The following is a 16,088-nucleotide window of genomic DNA, read 5'->3' on the forward strand; positions in this document are numbered from 1 at the left end:
GGTGCCGATCACGGGAAAAAGGTCCCTGCTTCCGGGCTGATGAACATCCATCCCAAATCGAATGAGCCGTTGATCCTGTCGGGCCGCGACGTCACGGCGGTGCTCGGCCCGACCAACACCGGCAAGACCCATCTCGCCATCGAGCGCATGGTGGCGCATGAGAGCGGCATCATCGGCCTGCCGCTGCGCCTTCTGGCGCGCGAGGTCTACACACGTCTCTGCGAGAAGATCGGCGCCCACAAGGTTGCGCTGGTCACCGGCGAGGAAAAGATCCAGCCGGCCGGGGCGAAATATTCCGTGCATACGGTCGAGGCGCTGCCGCGCGAGACCGACGCCGCCTTCGTCGCCATCGACGAGGTGCAGCTGGCTGGCGATCTCGAGCGTGGCCATATCTTCACCGACCGCATCCTCAATCTGCGCGGTCGGCAGGAGACGCTGCTTCTGGGTGCGGCCACCATGCACGGCATCCTGCAGAAGCTGCTCAGGGGCGTTTCGGTGGTGACCAGGCCGCGCCTGTCGCATCTCGCCTACGCCGGCTCGAAGAAGCTCACCCGCCTGCCGCGGCGCTCGGCCATCGTCGCCTTCTCGGCCGACGAGGTCTATGGCATCGCCGAGCTGATCCGCCGCCAGCAAGGCGGCGCCGCCGTCGTGCTCGGCGCGCTGTCGCCCCGCACCCGCAACGCCCAGGTGGCGCTCTACCAGTCAGGCGATGTCGACTATCTGATCGCCACCGACGCGATCGGCATGGGGCTCAACCTCGATGTCGACCACGTCGCCTTCGCCCAGAACCGCAAGTTCGACGGCTATCAGTACCGCAATCTCACCGCCGCTGAGCTCGGCCAGATCGCCGGCCGCGCCGGCCGCCATCTGCGCGACGGCACGTTCGGCGTCACCGGCCAGGTCGATCCGTTCGACGAAGACCTGGTGCAGAAGATCGAAGGCCATGACTTCGAGCCGGTGAAGGTGCTGCAATGGCGCACCGCCAGCTTCGACTACGCCAGCCTCGACGCGCTGAAGCGCTCGATCGAGACCAATGCGCCGGTGGAAGGTCTGACCCGCGCGCTGCCGGCGGTGGACGCGCAGGCGCTGGAATTTTTGTCCAAGGACGGCGAGATCCGCAGCCTGGCGACGGGCCGCGAGCGCGTGGCGCTTCTGTGGGAAGCCTGCGCGCTGCCGGACTACCGCAAGATCGCGCCGGCCCAGCATGCCGACCTCGTCGCTTCCATTTATATGGACCTCGCCAGGCGCGGCCATGTCGACGAAGCCTACATGGCCGAACAGGTGCGCCGCGCCGACACGACCGAGGGCGACATCGACACGCTTTCGCACCGCATCGCGCAGATCAGGACGTGGACTTTTGTATCCAACCGTCCAGGTTGGCTTGCCGATCCGACACACTGGCAAGAAAAGACACGTGAAATCGAGGACAGATTGTCGGACGCGTTACATGAGCGGTTGACGAAACGCTTCGTTGATCGCAGGACTTCCGTCCTCATGCGGCGCCTTAGAGAAAATACCATGCCTGAAGCCGAAATCAGCCCTACCGGAACCGTCCTCGTCGAGGGCCATCATGTCGGCGAATTGCAAGGGTTCCGCTTCACGGCGGACCAGGGCGCCGGCGGCGAAGACGCCAAGGCCGTGCGCGCGGCCGCGCAAAAGGCGCTGGCTTCCGAATTCGAAGCGCGCGCCGAACGCTTCGCCGCGTCCGGCAACAATGACATCGCACTTGGCTCCGACGGCGTGCTGCGCTGGATCGGTGCGCCGATCGGCACGCTGGTGGCCGGCGAGGACGCGCTGAAGCCGCGCCTGGTGCTTCTGGCCGACGAACAACTGACCGGCCCGGCCCGCGACAAGGTGGCGGCGCGCGCCGAGCGCTTCGTCAATTTCCAGATCGAGCAGTTCCTGAAGCCGCTGGTGGACCTCAAGAACGCCGAGCAGCTGACCGGTATCGCGCGCGGCATCGCCTTCCAGCTGGTCGAGCATTTCGGCCTTATCAACCGGCGCGACATCGCCGAGGAGATGCGCACGCTGGACCAGGAAGGCCGCGCGGCGCTGCGCCGGCTCGGCGTGCGCTTCGGCGCCTACCACGTGTTCGTGCCGTCGTTGATCAAGCCGGCACCCGCCGGCCTGGTGACGCTGTTGTGGGCACTGAAGAACGACGGCAAGGAAAAGCCGGGCTTCGGCGACGTCGTGCATGCGCTGGCTTCCGGCCGCACCTCCGTCGTCATCGACCAGGCGTTCGACAAGGCGTTCTACCGGCTTGCCGGCTACCGCAATCTCGGCCGCCGTGCGGTGCGCGTCGACATTCTGGAGCGGCTGGCCGACCTGATCCGGCCGGCGACCAACTGGAAGCCGGGCCTCGGTCCGCGTCCGGACGGCGCCTATGACGGCCAGGCCTTCATGGTGACGCCGCCGATGATGTCGATCCTCGGCGCCACCGCCGACGACATGGAAGAGATCCTCAAAGGTCTCGGCTATCGCGCCGAGCCGAAGCCGGCGGCCGAGGTGAAGGCGAAAACCGAAGCGCTCGACGCCGCCGTGCGCGAGGCAGCGGAAGCCAAGGCGGTGGCCGACGCGGCCGCGAAGGCGGCACGGCAGGCGGCCGATGCTGCCGCTGCGCAAGAGGCCGCGCCGAGCGCCGACGAAAGCACCGCCGAGGCGACGGACGAAGCAGCCGCCAGCGCGGAGCCGGCCGAACAGGTTTCCGAGCCGATCGCTTTGGCGGAAGAAACGGTCGACGCGCCGGATGCTGGCGACGAGGCTGTCGTGGAGACGGCCGAGCCAGTCGCTGAGGTTGCCGAGACAGCCGAGCCGGTCACCGATGAAGTCGAGTTGGCTGCGGAAACGGCCGAGCCGGCTGGCGAAGCCGAGAAAGCCGAGCCCGTCGTGGCGGAAGCTGCCGCGGCTGCTCCGGAAGCCGAAGAGAGCAAGGCCGACGCGACTGCCGCAGAAGCAGAGGAGCCGAAGCCGATTCTTCTGTGGCGGCAGGCGCGTTTCGAACACCGGCGCGACAACCGCCACCAGCGCGGCAATCGCGGCAACCAGCCGGGTGGCGAGCAGAACCGCCAGCCGGGCGGTCGCGAGGGCGCCGAGCAAGGCAATGGCCGCGAGCGCTTCTCCCGCGACCGCTCCAAGGAGCGCGCCAATGGCGATGGCGGCCGCCCGGGTCGTCCCGGCGGCAAGCCGCAGGGCGACCGCCAGGATCGGCGCGAGGGGCGCGGCGACTGGAAGGGCGGCAAACCCGACGGTCGCCGGCCGGAGGGCAAGGGCGGCAAGCCGGCTTTCCAGCCGAAGCCGCGCGAGGAGCGCCCGGTGCGCTTCGATCCCGATTCGCCATTCGCCAAGCTGGCCGCCTTGCGCGACCAGTTGAAGAAGTAGATGTCGCGGCCAGGCCTTTCGGCGCGCCGCCTCGGGTTTTGAACCGATGGCCGCCGAGGGTCGCCAGCGCATCGACAAGTGGCTGTTCTTCGCCCGCGCGGTGAAATCGCGCTCGCTGGCTGCGAAACTGGCGGTGGCGGGCCGCGTTCGCATCAACCGCGACAAAGCAACGCAGGCGTCCGATCTGGTCAAGATCGGCGACGTGCTGACCATCACGCTCGACGGCCGCATCCTGGTGTGGAAGGTGTTGGCACCCGGCATCCGCCGTGGCCCGGCGGAGGAGGCGCGCACGCTTTACGAGGACATGTCGCCGGCGCCAACGCCGAAGGCCGAGACTGTGCCCGACGCGATCGCGCCGCTGCGCGATGCGGGCAGCGGCCGGCCGACCAAGCGGGAACGGCGGCAAACCGATCGTCTCAGGGACGAAAACTGAGGACGCGCGTGCCGTCGCGCATCGTGCCGTGGAAAGCTATTCCGACCTGGGCCAATTCCTTGGCATGCGCCGGCCTTGCAAGCGCGCGGCAAAGACGTTACCTGACCGGCAACAATAGAAAAGAGAACGGGACCTTCCCGGAGCCGCCTGATGACCTACCTCGTCACCGATAATTGCATCAAATGCAAGTACATGGATTGCGTCGAGGTGTGTCCGGTCGACTGTTTCTACGAAGGCGAGAACATGCTCGTCATCCACCCGGATGAGTGCATCGACTGCGGCGTGTGCGAGCCGGAGTGCCCTGCCGACGCGATCAAGCCGGACACCGAGCCGGGGCTCGACAAGTGGCTGCAGATCAACACCGAATACGCCGAGAAGTGGCCTAACATCACCACCAAGAAGGACGCGCCGGCCGACGCCAAGCAGTTCGACGGCGAGACCGAGAAGTTCGAAAAGTACTTTTCAGCGGAGCCGGGCGGCGGCGATTGACGCCTTCCAGGCGCGGGGCTGCGACAACAGGATTGTGCTAACCACCTTGACATAGGTGGTTGCGTGTATCCTTCGCGCGTGCAGCAAAATCTTGATTCTTGCGGCTTTTTGTGTTACACGGAAAAAACATGCCGATGACACAACGTCGATTTATGGCGCAGACGCCCCTAATCATCGAAAGGTGAATTCCATATCCGGACCAGAGCACTCTGGGTCAGGCGGACGCAGTCTTGCGGCCGGCCGGCGCAGGACTTTTCCGGTGGGTTTCGCTTGTTGTGTGGCATTCCGGGCCGGATCTGATCCGGCGGCCCCAGTTCTGCCGGCAGAGACCTGCCGGCACCACAACAAGGAGTTCAGGGCGTAATGGCAACGACAACCCCGCAGAAGAAGTCCGTATCCGCAGCACGTCACGGTTTCAAGACCGGCGAGTTCATCGTCTATCCGGCGCACGGCGTCGGCCAGATCGTCTCGATCGACGAGCAGGAAGTGGCGGGCCACAAGCTGGAGCTGTTCGTCATTGATTTCCAGAAGGACAAGATGCGCCTGAAGGTGCCGGTCGCCAAGGCGACCTCGATCGGCATGCGCAAGCTTTCCGAAACCGACTATGTCGACCGCGCGCTGAAGGTGGTGCAGGGTCGTGCCCGCGTGAAGCGCACCATGTGGTCGCGCCGCGCCCAGGAATATGATGCGAAGATCAATTCCGGCGACCTGATCTCGATCTCGGAAGTGGTGCGCGATCTCTACCGCGCCGAAAACCAGCCGGAGCAGTCCTATTCCGAGCGCCAGCTTTATGAAGCCGCGCTCGACCGCATGGCCCGCGAGATCGCCGCCGTCAACCGCATGTCGGAAACCGAAGCCGTGCGCCTGATCGAGGTCAACCTCAACAAGGGCCCCAAGCGCGGCACCAAGGCCGACAATGAAGAGACCGAGCAGGAAGAAGCTGCCTGAATAGCTCCTTCCGATTGAGTTCACGAAAACCCGGCCGAAATGGCCGGGTTTTTTGTTTTGGAGGCAATCTCGACCTTCCCTTGTGGGGCTCGGCGGCGTGGCCGCTGAAGCGAAAGCGATCAGGGGTGCTGGACGGAGTTTGAGCGGTCGCGCTCCGTCCAGCACCCCTCATCCGCCCTCGCTTACGGCGGCTTCGCCGCCTGCTCAGGCACCTTCTCCCCCAAAAGGAGAAGGGGAGCGATGCGCCGTTCAATGCTTGCGCGACAATTGCCGGGTTGCGGTTTCGAGGCCGGCCAGCGTCAGCGGGTACATGCGGCCGCCGAAGATGTCGTGGATCATGCTGATGGAATGCGTGTAGCCCCAGTGCTGCTCGCGCGTCGGGTTGAGCCAGACCGCGTTCGGCCATTGGTGGAGCACGCGCTGCAGCCAAATCGTGCCGGCTTCCTTGTTCCAGTGCTCGACCGCGCCGCCGGGTGAGACGATCTCATAAGGGCTCATCGCGGCGTCGCCGACGAAGATCACCTTATAGTCGTGGCCATATTTGTGCAGCACGTCGAAGGTCGGGATCTTCTCGGTGTAGCGGCGGCGGTTGTCCTTCCAGACGTCCTCGTAAAGGCAGTTGTGGAAGTAGAAATATTCGAGCTGCCGGAACTCGGTTTTGGCTGCCGAAAACAGCTCCTCGACAACCTTGATGTGGTCGTCCATCGAGCCGCCGACATCGAAGAACATCAGGAGCTTGACCGCATTGCGCCGCTCGGGACGGGTCTGGACGTCGAGATAGCCATGCTCGGCGGTGGCATGGATGGTGCCCGGCAGGTCCAGTTCCTCCTCGGCGCCTTCGCGCACCCAGCGGCGCAGGCGTTTCAGCGCGACTTTGATGTTGCGGGTGCCGAGCTCGACGCTGTCGTCGAAGTTCCTGAACTCGCGCTTGTCCCAGACCTTCACCGCGCGGCGGTGGCGGCTTTCGTCCTGGCCGATGCGCACGCCCTCGGGATTGTAGCCATAGGCGCCGAAGGGTGAGGTGCCGGCGGTGCCGATCCATTTCGAGCCGCCCTGGTGGCGGCCCTTCTGTTCCTCCAGCCGCTGCTTCAGCGTCTCCATCAGCTTCTCAAAGCCGCCGAGCGCTTCGACCAGCTTCTTCTCCTCCTCGGTCAGCGTCTTTTCGGCCAGCCGGCGCAGCCAGTCTTCGGGGAGGGCGGCGACGTCGATGCCGCCTTCGCCCGAGATCGCCTCGACGCCCTTGAAATAATGCGAAAACACCTGGTCGAAGCGGTCGATGTGGCGCTCGTCCTTCACCAGTGTGGCGCGGGCGAGATAATAGAAGCCCTCGACATCGTAGCTGACGAGATCGGCTTCCAGGCTTTCCAGCAGAGTGAGGTATTCCCGCAGCGAGACGGGAACCTTGGCGGCCTTCAGTTCGAGGAAGAAGGGGATGAACATGCCGCCATTTTGCTTCGGCGGTGGCGGGGAGGCAAGGGCGGGAACTCGACCTTCTCCCCTTGCGGGAGAAGGTGGCTCGGCGCGCAGCGCCGAGACGGATGAGGGGTGTTGGAAGAAACGAGACGATCAAGGAATTGGCGCTATCTTGTGATCATTCCAAGTTCGGAAAGGTCGCGCTCTGGCCAACACCCCTCATCCGACCTCGCCTACGGCGGCTATGCCGCCGGGGCTCGGCCACCTTCTCCCGCAAGGGGAGAAGGGAAGAGGGTAGGAACGCCACACTCTTGGTAAAAATAAGATTCAGCCTTTTTTGGTAATTTCCCGTTAGCAATTGGAACTGATGGGGCCGCGGTATCGGCTTCCGTCTCCGGTTCTTGTTTTGCGTACGGGTTCTCATGCGTTTCACCACGGTGTCGGCTATCCTGCTTGCCTGCGCGGCGCTTGCCAGCTGCGCTTCCCGTTCGGGCATGGACGAGATCCTGGCGCCGGGGCCGTCGTCGGAGACGACCAGCTCGATCGCCCGGCCGAACAGCCCGGTGCCGACCGCCGATATCAAGTCCGAACTGCGCGCGGCGCCGGCGCCGCAAATGGCGATGGCGGCGCCCATGCAGGAGCCGTCATTCCCCGAGACGGAATCCTTTGCCGGTCCGCAGCCCAGCATGCCGGTCATGCCGATGCCTGCCGCGATGCCCACGGCGAAGCCCGCGATCATGACGCCGGCGGAAAAGCCGGTGATCCGCAAGGCGGCGATCGTGCGCGGCGAGGTTTTCGCCCGGCGCTTCCGCGACGCCAAGCCGATCAATTTCGGCCGCGCCACTTCGCCCAAGCAGCTCGCCGTGCACGGCGTCGATGTCTCGCGCTGGCAAGGCGACATCGACTGGGACAAGCTGCGCTCGCAGGGCGCCAACTTCGCCTATATCAAGGCCACCGACGGCGGCGACCACCTCGACCCGATGTTCAAGAAGAACTGGCGCGAGGCAAACGAGGCCGGCCTCAGGCGCGGCGCCTATCACTTCTTCTACTGGTGCCGCACTGCCGGCGAACAGGCCGACTGGTTCATCCGCAACGTGCCGAAGGTGGCCGGCGCGCTGCCGCCGGTCATCGATGTCGAATATAATGGCGAGTCCAGCTGCACGCGCCGCCCGTCGCGCGAAAAGGTGCTGGAGAAGATGAAGGTGTTCATGGACAAGCTGGAGCGCCACTACGGCCAGCGTCCGGTCATCTATACGGCGCCGGACTTCTACCGCGACAACCTCAAGGGCGAATTCCTGGACTATTCGTTCTGGCTGCGCGCGGTGGCACAGCATCCGGGCAAGGTCTATCCCGGCCGCAAATGGGTGTTCTGGCAGTACTCCGGTTCCGGCCTGTCGCACGGCGTCGCCGGCCGCATCGACCTCAACGCCTTCCACGGCTCGGAAGAAGACTGGCACGACTGGGTGGCCGACAAGTCGAGCTGATGCGCAAATTCAAAGTGTTGGAACGACCTTTGCGCGTCCGAATGGACGCGCGGCGCCCTAATATCCCGGCGGCCCCGGGCAGGTACCACCGGAAGGCCTGATTACAGCAGATCGTATTCGATGAAGCCGGTGCGCCGCGCGACACGGTCGTAGAGCTTGCGCGCGGTGGCGTTGGTCTCATGCGTCATCCAGTAGACATTGGTGACGCCGGCCGCCTTCGCCTCTTGCTTGACCGCGTCGATCAGCGCCGAACCCACGCCCTTGCCGCGGATGTCCGGGTCGGCGAACAAGTCCTGCAGATAGCAATTGTTGGCCTCCGCCCAGCAGGAGCGATGATACATGTAATGGGTCAGGCCGACGGGCTTGCTATCGAGAAGCGCGATGAAGCCGCGCGGCTCGTATTCGCCCGGCGTGAACAGCCGCTTCCAGGTGAGCTCAAAGGTCTCCGCCGGCAAAATGGTGTTGTAGAATTTGAGATAGGCGACCCACAACCGGCGCCATTCGGCATGGTCGGACTGTTCGAGAGGGCGGATGACGATGTCGGACATGGTGCGGTTCCCCTGAATTACGCCGATGTTCTAGCCCGGCACGCGCCGTCGGCGCGATGGCACAGGCGCGGGGTTTTTGTTGTTAGAGGCGCGTTTGCGCCGTGTTCGTCATTCCGGGCAAGCGAGCAAGGCGAGGGTAGATCTGGACCCATAAAGCGGTACGGCCGGGACCTGGGTTCGCGCAAACGTTAGTGACTCGAACGGTGCAGGGCGAGGACCGGGCCGGGCTCGACGATGTTGCGGCCAATGGGTTCCGGCTCTCGCTCCGCTCGGCCGGAATGACGGCGGCGTATGCTGGCGACATCGCAAAAATCGCAGATCGTGCCGGCAAACGGCATCGTGGCGCCGCGTTCGTCATTCCGGGCAAGCGAGCAAGGCGAGCGCAGACCCGGAACCCATTGAGCAGCACGGCCGGGACCTGGGTTCGCGTTGACGGGAATGAAGCGCACAGCACCGGTTCAGCCGCATGAACGGTTGAAGACGAGGATCGGGCCGGGCTCGACGATAGGGCGGCCAATGGGTTCCGGCTCTCGCTGCGCTCGGCCGGAATGACGGCGGCGTATTTGGCGACACCGCAAAAATTGCAAGGAGCGCCGGCCAGCGGCACCGTGCCTGGGATCGCTATCGCGGACCGCTTCTCACCCCTGCCGTCTGGCCATGAACGCCAGCCGCTCGAAAAGGTGAACATCCTGTTCGTTCTTCAAGAGCGCGCCGTGCAGCTTGGGTAGCGCGTTCTTGGGGTCGGCGCGCAGGTCTTCCGGCGAGACGTCGTCGGCGACCAGAAGGCGAATCCAGTCGAGCGCCTCCGAGGTCGAGGGTTTTTTCTTCAGGCCCGGCACTTCGCGGATCTCGTAGAACTGGGTGAGTGCTGCACGCACCAGGCTCTGCTTGATGCCGGGATAATGCACGTCGACGATGCGATGCAGCGTGTCGACGTCGGGGAAGCGGATGTAGTGGAAGAAGCAGCGGCGCAGGAAGGCGTCGGGCAATTCCTTCTCGTTGTTGGAGGTGATGATGACGATGGGGCGCACCGCGGCGCGGATCGTCTCGCCGGTCTCGTAGACAAAGAACTCCATGCGGTCGAGTTCCTGCAACAGGTCGTTGGGGAACTCGATGTCGGCCTTGTCGATCTCGTCGATCAGAAGCACGATCTTCTTGCCGGCGGCGAAGGCATCCCACAGCTTGCCGCGCTTGATGTAGTTGGCGATGTCGTTGAAGCGGGCATCGCCCAGCTGGCTGTCGCGCAGGCGCGAGACGGCATCGTATTCGTAGAGGCCCTGCTGCGCCTTGGTGGTGGACTTCACGTTCCATTCGATCAGCTCGAGGTCGAGGCCCGCCGCCACCTGGCGGGCAAGCTCGGTCTTGCCGGTGCCTGGCTCGCCCTTGACCAACAGCGGCCGCTCGAGCGCGATCGCCGCGTTGACCGCCACCATCAGGTCCTTGTCGGCGACATAGGCCGAGGTTCCTTCAAAACGCATCAAAAACTCCAGTTCCGTCGCGACGAGCCTAGAGGCGGGTTGCGGCAGGGGCAAGCGTCCGGTTTCGTCGCTTCTCCACAAGGGGAGCGGCTAATGTTCGATCGCCTCTGGCAAGGCGGTCGGCATCGCTCTATATTTGCCGGTGACGGTCTGCGCCTCGCGGCAGGAGAGACATTTCCCCGGGGCCTTATTGATCTCGAAGGGAGCTGTCCCTGACCGGACCCGTGGGTTCGGACATATGGCGCCCACCTACTTTGTAGGTTCCCGGGATCAACTTCTCCACCGGTCGCGTGGATCGTCACTCACCTCCCCGACCGGCAGGCAAAAGCTTGCGCATGACGATGGCGGCGCCGAAACGCATCTGCTGTTCGCCGATGCGGGTGAAGCCGCAGGCTTCGTAGAAGCTGAGCGCATCGGGATTGGCGAGAACGCGCAGCCATGTCGCGCCAGCGTCGATCGCGACCCGTTCCAGATGCGCCACGAGCAGCCTGCCGATTCCCTGCTTCCAGTTGTCCGGCTCGACGAAGAGGCCGTCGAGTTCGGCTTCGTCTTCCGATTGCGGCAGCATCACGCCAAATCCCACTATCCGCCCCTGCCGCTCCGCGACATAGACCAGTCCGGCCGCGATCTGTTCGGCCGGCAGCTCGATTGCATCGGGATGGGCAAGCAACTGTGCCTGATCGCTTGGCGAGGCCAGGGAAGCCCGGCGCTGCAGGTCTTCCAGCAACAAGCGTTCGGCGATGCCGGCCTGCCTGATGACGATTGGCAACGATTGCGAACGATCTGGCATGATGGCGGCTCTGGCGTTTGGTCGCGCGACCCTTCTATAAAGATCGCATGATGACGCAATCCAGAACCCTGAAGAAAGAACTGCGCAAGGAGGCGCTGGCCCGCCGCGACGCGCTCGACCCGTTCTGGCGCATCGAGGCCTCGCTGGAAATGGCCGAGACCGCGCGGGATCGGATTGCCTTCGAACCAGGCGCGATCGTCTCCGGCTTCTGGCCGATGCGCTCGGAGGTCGACGTGCGGCCGATGATGTTCGCACTGCGCGAGCACGGGGCAAGGCTGTGCCTGCCGGCGATCCTCGACAAGACCACCATCGTCTTTCGCGAACTGGTGCGCGGGGCGCCGATGGTTGACATGGGGTTCGGCACGGTCGGCCCGCACGAAGAGGCCGAGGTTCTCGACCCGGCGATCATGCTCATCCCGCTTGCCGCCTTCGACGCGCGCGGCCACCGCATCGGCTATGGCGCCGGCTATTACGACCGGGCGATCGCCAGGCTGCAGGACGCCGGCAAGGAACCCCGGCTGATCGGCATCGCCTTCAATTGCCAGGAGGTCGCAAAGGTGCCGGACGAAGCGCACGACGTGATCGTCCCGGAAATTTTGACCGAAAGCGGGTTGCGGCGGTTCGAAGCGCCGTAGGCTGAACAACGCTAGGGTTGGATCCCGCCGCGTGCTGGCCAGAGCCAACGAATGAGCATTCTCAAAGCGGTCATGGCAAGGGTCATGATCGCGAACACGCCGATCAAATGGACGGCGCTTTCCGTCTTGTCGGGCAAAATCAGGATCAGGGCAGCCGAGAGGAGAGCGGAGTCCAGCAGCAGGAACTCCACCCATGTGGTCGTGCTGCGTGTGGCGTCGTTGTCTCGGGTGAAATGCTGTCTCAGTCCAAGGCTGGCCAGAATGTACATCGGCCCAATCAGCGACTTCAGAAATACGGTCTTGGCGGGATCGCCGTTGAGATACGCGCCGAGCGCAAACAGAAGCCCGAGCGAAATTGGCTCGAAATAGGCAAGCAGAATTGCCTTCCTTGTCATCACTGACACCTCTCAGTGTGCGCGTGTCGCAAGTCTATCGCAGTTCCACAGTCGAGCAAGCACGGGTTGCTGTGGGATTGAGCCTGGTGTGCCGCGCCTCCACTTGCATGATTTCGCTACAGCCCTGTAGAAGCGTCTCATGAGACTTCTTTTCCTCGGCGACATGGTGGGCAAGACGGGCCGTACGGCGGTGTGGGAGCAGCTGCCCGGGCTGATCTCCGATTTCCGGCTGGATTTCGTCATCGTCAATGGCGAGAACGCCGCCGGCGGCTTCGGCATCACCGAAGAGATTTTCCGCGAGACGATCGCCGCAGGCGCCGACGTGGTGACCACCGGCAATCATGTCTGGGACCAGCGCGAGGCGCTTGCCTTCGCGCCGCGCGAGCAGCGGTTTCTCAGGCCCGCGAATTTTCCAAAGGGCACGCCAGGGCGCGGCTCCGGCGTCTATATCGCCAAGAACGGCGCGCGCGTGCTGGTCTCCAACATCATGGGCCGGGTGTTCATGCATCCCGAGCTCGACGATCCGTTCCAGGCGGGCGAGCGCGAGCTGGCCGCCTGTCCGCTCGGCGAACAGGCCGACGCGGTGGTGATCGATTTCCACGCCGAGGCGACGAGCGAAAAGATGTGCTTCGCGCATTTCGTCGACGGCCGCGCCTCGCTGGTGGTGGGCACGCACACGCACCAGCCAACGGGCGACCATCAGATCCTCAATGGCGGCACCGCCTACATGACCGACGCCGGCATGTGCGGCGACTACGATTCCTCGCTTGGCATGGACAAGGAGGAGCCGCTCAACCGGTTCCTCTCCAAAGTGCCGAAGGGCCGCTTCGAGGCGGCCAACGGACCGGCAACGCTGTGCGGCGTCGGTGTCGATATTTCGGACCGCACCGGCCTTGCCGAGCGCATTGCGCCGTTTCGCCGCGGACCGAGACTGGAAGAAACCGCGCCGTCCTTCTGGTCATGACATTGAAGACGGCGGCAGCCATACCTAACTGCCGCCGGACATGACACGCCTGCTTCAGATCGTTTGAGGGGAGAACGACCTCCATGCAGCTCATAGAGTTTCTTGCGCCGCATTTCGCCTTCGTCAATGACCCGACCGCCTGGGCGGCGCTGATCACGCTGGTCGTGCTCGAGATCGTGCTCGGCATCGACAATCTGATCTTCATCTCGATCCTGACCAACAAGCTGCCGGAAGCGCAGCGCGCGCAGGCGCGCCGGCTGGGCATCGGCGCGGCGCTGATCATGCGGCTTTTGCTGCTGGCGACGATCTCGATCATCGTGCAGCTGACGACGCCGGTCTTCACCGTCTTTGGTCAGGGCTTCTCATGGCGCGACCTCATCCTGATCGCCGGCGGCCTGTTCCTGGTGTGGAAGGCGACCAAGGAAATCCACCACACCGTCGATCCCGAGGACCATCAGGACACGATGATCGGCGGCACGCTGCAGATGAGCCTGGGCGCAGCGATCTTCCAGATCCTGCTGCTCGACCTGGTGTTCTCGATCGATTCCATCATCACCGCCGTCGGCATGACCGACGAGATCGCCATCATGTATATCGCGGTGATCGTCACTGTCGGCGTGATGCTGGTGGCGGCGACACCGCTGGCCAATTTCATCGCCAAGAACCCGACCATCGTCATGCTGGCGCTGGGCTTCCTGTTGATGATCGGCATGACGCTGATCGCCGACGGCATGGGCTACCATGTGCCCAAGGGCTACATCTATGCCGCCATGGGCTTCTCGGCGCTGGTCGAGGGTTTGAACATGCTGGCCCGGCGCAAGAAGAAGAGCGGGGGGAAGTAAAAGGGCGCTTCCTTCTCCCCTTGTGGGAGAAGGTGAGGCGCCTGGTCTTATGCTCCAGGCACGCCTTGCGGATGCCGGTCGACGATTAGGCCGATGGCGATGCCTTGCTCCAGCCATGCCTTGGCGCCGGCGAGAACCAGTGCGAAGCCGTCGGTGGAATCCAGCGCGCTTTTGACCTGTGCGTCGAGGCTGCCCTGGAAGCCCGAATTGCGGATGGCGACGAAGGTGGCGGCGCCGTCCAGCATCGGGGTGAAGGTCCATTCCACCGTAGTGGCGGGATCGCCCCAGCCGACGACGATCTTCTTGTCCTTCACCAGTTCCCTGACCTCGACCGGCGACTTGAAGGCGTACATGCGCCATTCCCATTCGACGGGACGGCCGGCATCGAGCCGGGCGCTGCCATGGGTGAACCAGAATTTCGACGTGACCGCCGGATCGACGAAGGCTTCGTAGACGGTCGCGACGGGTTTGCGGATCAGCATTCCGACCGAGGCGACGGGGGCTTCATGCAATTCCATCTCGCTGCTCCTTCAGGCCAGCATTTCGGTTGGGGTTCACGTGGCGTCACCACGCGTCCGGTTCGCGCACCATATGGACGATGTTGGCGGGGTTCATGACCCAGCCGCCGCGAAAGCCATCGCCGAGCGGTTCGATCGGATCGCAGCGCACCACGCCGGCATCGGCCAATTGGCGCAGCGCGCCGGTGGAATCGGGCGTGAACAGCTCCAGCCAGACCTCGGCCTGGCTCATCGTCGCGCCCTCGTCGATCCAGAGTTGGTTGGGGCCGAGCTTGAAGCCGACCGCCGGCGCTTTCTCTGTGATCGGCTCAAGGCCGACGGTGTCGCGGTAGAAGGCGATGGTCGTTTCATACTGGTGGCTCGGCACCTTCATGGCGATGTTGATGCCGCCTTCGAGTTTTACGGTCATGGGGTCTCCGTTCGATGTGGTTCAGATGTTGTCGGGATTGGCCGGCTCGCCCCTCATCTCGGAGCGGTAGTAGCCGTCGCGCAGATTGATGCCGTGTTCGACATAGGCCTTCATGCAGGCGAGCATCTGCGACCAGCCTTCGCAGTTGATGTAGGAGCGCTTGCGCCCGGTCTCGGTCTCGCGCCAGCCCTCCTCGGCGATGGTGACGAAGGTGCCGCCGTCGTCCAGGGGTTCGAAGTTCATCTCGATACGGGTCTTGTAAGCCGGCTTCTCGTCCGGCCCGCTGCCGTCCCAACGCAAAACGATCCGGCGCTCGGGCACCACTTCGTCGACCTCGACCGGGATTTCCCCCCACCAGGTGACGGTGGTGCCGGCGACCAGCGGCGCCGAGGCGCCGCGGACAGTGGTGAAATAGCCGCTTAGCTTGGTTGGATTGACGACGGCGTCGAACACTTCGGCCACGGGCCTGCCGATGCGGCCCGAAATCCTGAATGCGATGGACATGTCCACAGGCTCCTGCTTGAAATTTCGCCCATTGTGTTATAAAAACATAACATGTCAAGTGAAGTCAAAGACGACCATGTTTTCAAGGCCTTGGCGCATCCGCGCCGCCGCATGATCCTGGACGAACTGAAGGACGGGCCGAAAACGACCGGCACCTTGTGCGAAATTCACGCCGACATGGACCGCTGCACGGTGATGATGCACCTGAAGGTGCTGGAAGACGCCGGCCTGGTGGTGGCGCGCCGCGAAGGGCGCGAACGCTGGAACCATCTCGACGCGCTGCCGATCAAGCGCATCCACGACCGCTGGATCAGCGAATACGCCACGCATGCGGTTTCGATCCTCGACCGGCTGAAGGCCGATCTCGTTTGAGATCGGCTCGACATCGGGAAACGTCGGGAACCGGTTCGCGCAAACGACGCGTGAAAATCAGGCCTACGGGGCGACGACGTCCGGGCCGTCGACATTGACGACCGTTTCGCCACGCCCGACGCGGACGAAAACGTAGTGAACATCGTCGCCGCCCTCGACAATCTGGCAGCGATGGATCGCGCGGCGTGGAAAATACGCGTAATCGCCCTTGCCGATCTCGAATGATTCAGCGCCGTTTTCGCCGTAATCCACGCGAATACGACCGGACAGCATGAACATCACGCTGTCGAACTCCTGATGGTGATGCCACTGGCTTGGTTCGGCGAGCGCGGTCACGTGGCACTGGCCGACCCAAAGGTCGCCGGCTTCCAACGCCTTTCGCCGGTTCTGGCCCGGCGTGATGGGACCATCGACCAGCTGGTCCGACTTTACGTATCCAATCTTTTGAAAAAGGCCGTCGCTCATTGCCGTGTCTCCATGAAAGGTTC

General features: G+C 64.0%; 18 protein-coding genes and 1 other RNA gene. 10 read left to right on the forward strand and 9 right to left on the reverse strand.

Translation table 11 applies throughout. The annotated features are described in order from the left end of the window. Positions 1-39: 39 nt before the first annotated feature. The 4 genes from FZF13_RS12125 to FZF13_RS12140 all read left to right on the forward strand — a co-directional run bounded on the left by FZF13_RS12125 (position 40) and on the right by FZF13_RS12140 (position 5,248). Positions 40-3,378, forward strand: coding sequence for a helicase-related protein (locus tag FZF13_RS12125; protein ID WP_024922888.1), 3,339 nt, complete (start codon positions 40-42; stop codon positions 3,376-3,378). Positions 3,379-3,424: 46 nt separating this feature from the next. Continuing rightward, complete coding sequence (locus FZF13_RS12130) at positions 3,425-3,811, forward strand: RNA-binding S4 domain-containing protein (RefSeq protein ID WP_024922887.1); 387 nt, start codon at positions 3,425-3,427, stop codon at positions 3,809-3,811. A 150-nt stretch (positions 3,812-3,961) separates the two neighbouring features. Next, positions 3,962-4,300, forward strand: a complete 339-nt coding sequence (fdxA, locus tag FZF13_RS12135; RefSeq protein WP_024922886.1) for a ferredoxin FdxA — start codon at positions 3,962-3,964, stop codon at positions 4,298-4,300. 363 nt (positions 4,301-4,663) lie between these two features. Further along, complete coding sequence (locus FZF13_RS12140; RefSeq protein WP_024922885.1) at positions 4,664-5,248, forward strand: CarD family transcriptional regulator; 585 nt, start codon at positions 4,664-4,666, stop codon at positions 5,246-5,248. A 249-nt stretch (positions 5,249-5,497) separates the two neighbouring features. Here the strand turns inward: FZF13_RS12140 and FZF13_RS12145 are convergent, their stop codons facing one another. Further along, positions 5,498-6,688, reverse strand: a complete 1,191-nt coding sequence (locus FZF13_RS12145) for a vWA domain-containing protein (protein WP_024922884.1) — start codon at positions 6,686-6,688, stop codon at positions 5,498-5,500. 395 nt (positions 6,689-7,083) lie between these two features. Between FZF13_RS12145 and FZF13_RS12150 the strand changes: the two genes are divergently transcribed. Continuing rightward, positions 7,084-8,145 carry a glycoside hydrolase family 25 protein gene (locus FZF13_RS12150; protein ID WP_024922883.1) on the forward strand — a complete coding sequence of 354 codons (1,062 nt, stop codon included), beginning with the start codon at positions 7,084-7,086 and terminating at the stop codon, positions 8,143-8,145. Between the two features lie 101 nt (positions 8,146-8,246). Here the strand turns inward: FZF13_RS12150 and FZF13_RS12155 are convergent, their stop codons facing one another. Beyond that, positions 8,247-8,693 carry a GNAT family N-acetyltransferase gene (locus FZF13_RS12155; protein ID WP_024922882.1) on the reverse strand — a complete coding sequence of 149 codons (447 nt, stop codon included), beginning with the start codon at positions 8,691-8,693 and terminating at the stop codon, positions 8,247-8,249. A 638-nt stretch (positions 8,694-9,331) separates the two neighbouring features. Continuing rightward, entirely contained in the window at positions 9,332-10,171 is an 840-nt protein-coding gene (locus FZF13_RS12160; protein WP_024922881.1) for an AAA family ATPase, read from the reverse strand. Positions 10,172-10,315: 144 nt separating this feature from the next. Here FZF13_RS12160 and ssrS point away from each other — a divergent pair. Further along, a non-coding RNA gene (gene ssrS / locus FZF13_RS12165) (6S RNA) lies at positions 10,316-10,472 on the forward strand. Here the strand turns inward: ssrS and FZF13_RS12170 are convergent. Beyond that, entirely contained in the window at positions 10,470-10,961 is a 492-nt protein-coding gene (locus FZF13_RS12170) for a GNAT family N-acetyltransferase (RefSeq protein ID WP_036254063.1), read from the reverse strand. The two genes, ssrS and FZF13_RS12170, sit on opposite strands and share 3 nt — an antisense overlap. 50 nt (positions 10,962-11,011) lie before the next feature. On the opposite strand from FZF13_RS12170, the gene FZF13_RS12175 reads away from it, so the two are divergent. Beyond that, on the forward strand, positions 11,012-11,596 hold the full coding sequence (locus FZF13_RS12175) for a 5-formyltetrahydrofolate cyclo-ligase (RefSeq protein ID WP_024922879.1): 585 nt from the start codon (positions 11,012-11,014) through the stop codon (positions 11,594-11,596). 11 nt (positions 11,597-11,607) lie between these two features. Here the strand turns inward: FZF13_RS12175 and FZF13_RS12180 are convergent, their stop codons facing one another. Beyond that, entirely contained in the window at positions 11,608-11,991 is a 384-nt protein-coding gene (locus tag FZF13_RS12180) for a hypothetical protein (protein WP_024922878.1), read from the reverse strand. Positions 11,992-12,130: 139 nt separating this feature from the next. On the opposite strand from FZF13_RS12180, the gene FZF13_RS12185 reads away from it, so the two are divergent. Together FZF13_RS12185 and FZF13_RS12190 are read left to right on the forward strand one after the other, a co-directional pair. Beyond that, entirely contained in the window at positions 12,131-12,955 is an 825-nt protein-coding gene (locus FZF13_RS12185) for a TIGR00282 family metallophosphoesterase (protein ID WP_024922877.1), read from the forward strand. An 83-nt stretch (positions 12,956-13,038) separates the two neighbouring features. Then, positions 13,039-13,797, forward strand: coding sequence for a TerC family protein (locus FZF13_RS12190; RefSeq protein WP_024922876.1), 759 nt, complete (start codon positions 13,039-13,041; stop codon positions 13,795-13,797). A 47-nt stretch (positions 13,798-13,844) separates the two neighbouring features. On the opposite strand, the gene FZF13_RS12195 is transcribed toward FZF13_RS12190, so the two are convergent. Genes FZF13_RS12195 through FZF13_RS12205 form a run of 3 tightly spaced genes read right to left on the reverse strand, consistent with a single transcriptional unit; the run spans position 13,845 to position 15,228 of the window. After that, positions 13,845-14,315, reverse strand: a complete 471-nt coding sequence (locus tag FZF13_RS12195; protein WP_024922875.1) for an SRPBCC family protein — start codon at positions 14,313-14,315, stop codon at positions 13,845-13,847. A gap of 46 nt (positions 14,316-14,361) precedes the next feature. After that, on the reverse strand, positions 14,362-14,724 hold the full coding sequence (locus FZF13_RS12200; protein WP_024922874.1) for a glyoxalase/bleomycin resistance/dioxygenase family protein: 363 nt from the start codon (positions 14,722-14,724) through the stop codon (positions 14,362-14,364). A 21-nt stretch (positions 14,725-14,745) separates the two neighbouring features. Continuing rightward, entirely contained in the window at positions 14,746-15,228 is a 483-nt protein-coding gene (locus FZF13_RS12205) for an SRPBCC domain-containing protein (RefSeq protein WP_024922873.1), read from the reverse strand. A gap of 51 nt (positions 15,229-15,279) precedes the next feature. Between FZF13_RS12205 and FZF13_RS12210 the strand changes: the two genes are divergently transcribed. Continuing rightward, complete coding sequence (locus FZF13_RS12210; protein WP_024922872.1) at positions 15,280-15,600, forward strand: ArsR/SmtB family transcription factor; 321 nt, start codon at positions 15,280-15,282, stop codon at positions 15,598-15,600. A gap of 63 nt (positions 15,601-15,663) precedes the next feature. On the opposite strand, the gene FZF13_RS12215 is transcribed toward FZF13_RS12210, so the two are convergent. Next, positions 15,664-16,065 (reverse strand): cupin domain-containing protein, encoded by a 402-nt coding sequence (locus tag FZF13_RS12215; protein ID WP_024922871.1) that lies wholly within the window; start codon positions 16,063-16,065, stop codon positions 15,664-15,666. Positions 16,066-16,088: the final 23 nt, after the last annotated feature.

This window comes from Mesorhizobium terrae, assembly GCF_008727715.1.
Classification (GTDB): domain Bacteria; phylum Pseudomonadota; class Alphaproteobacteria; order Rhizobiales; family Rhizobiaceae; genus Mesorhizobium; species Mesorhizobium terrae.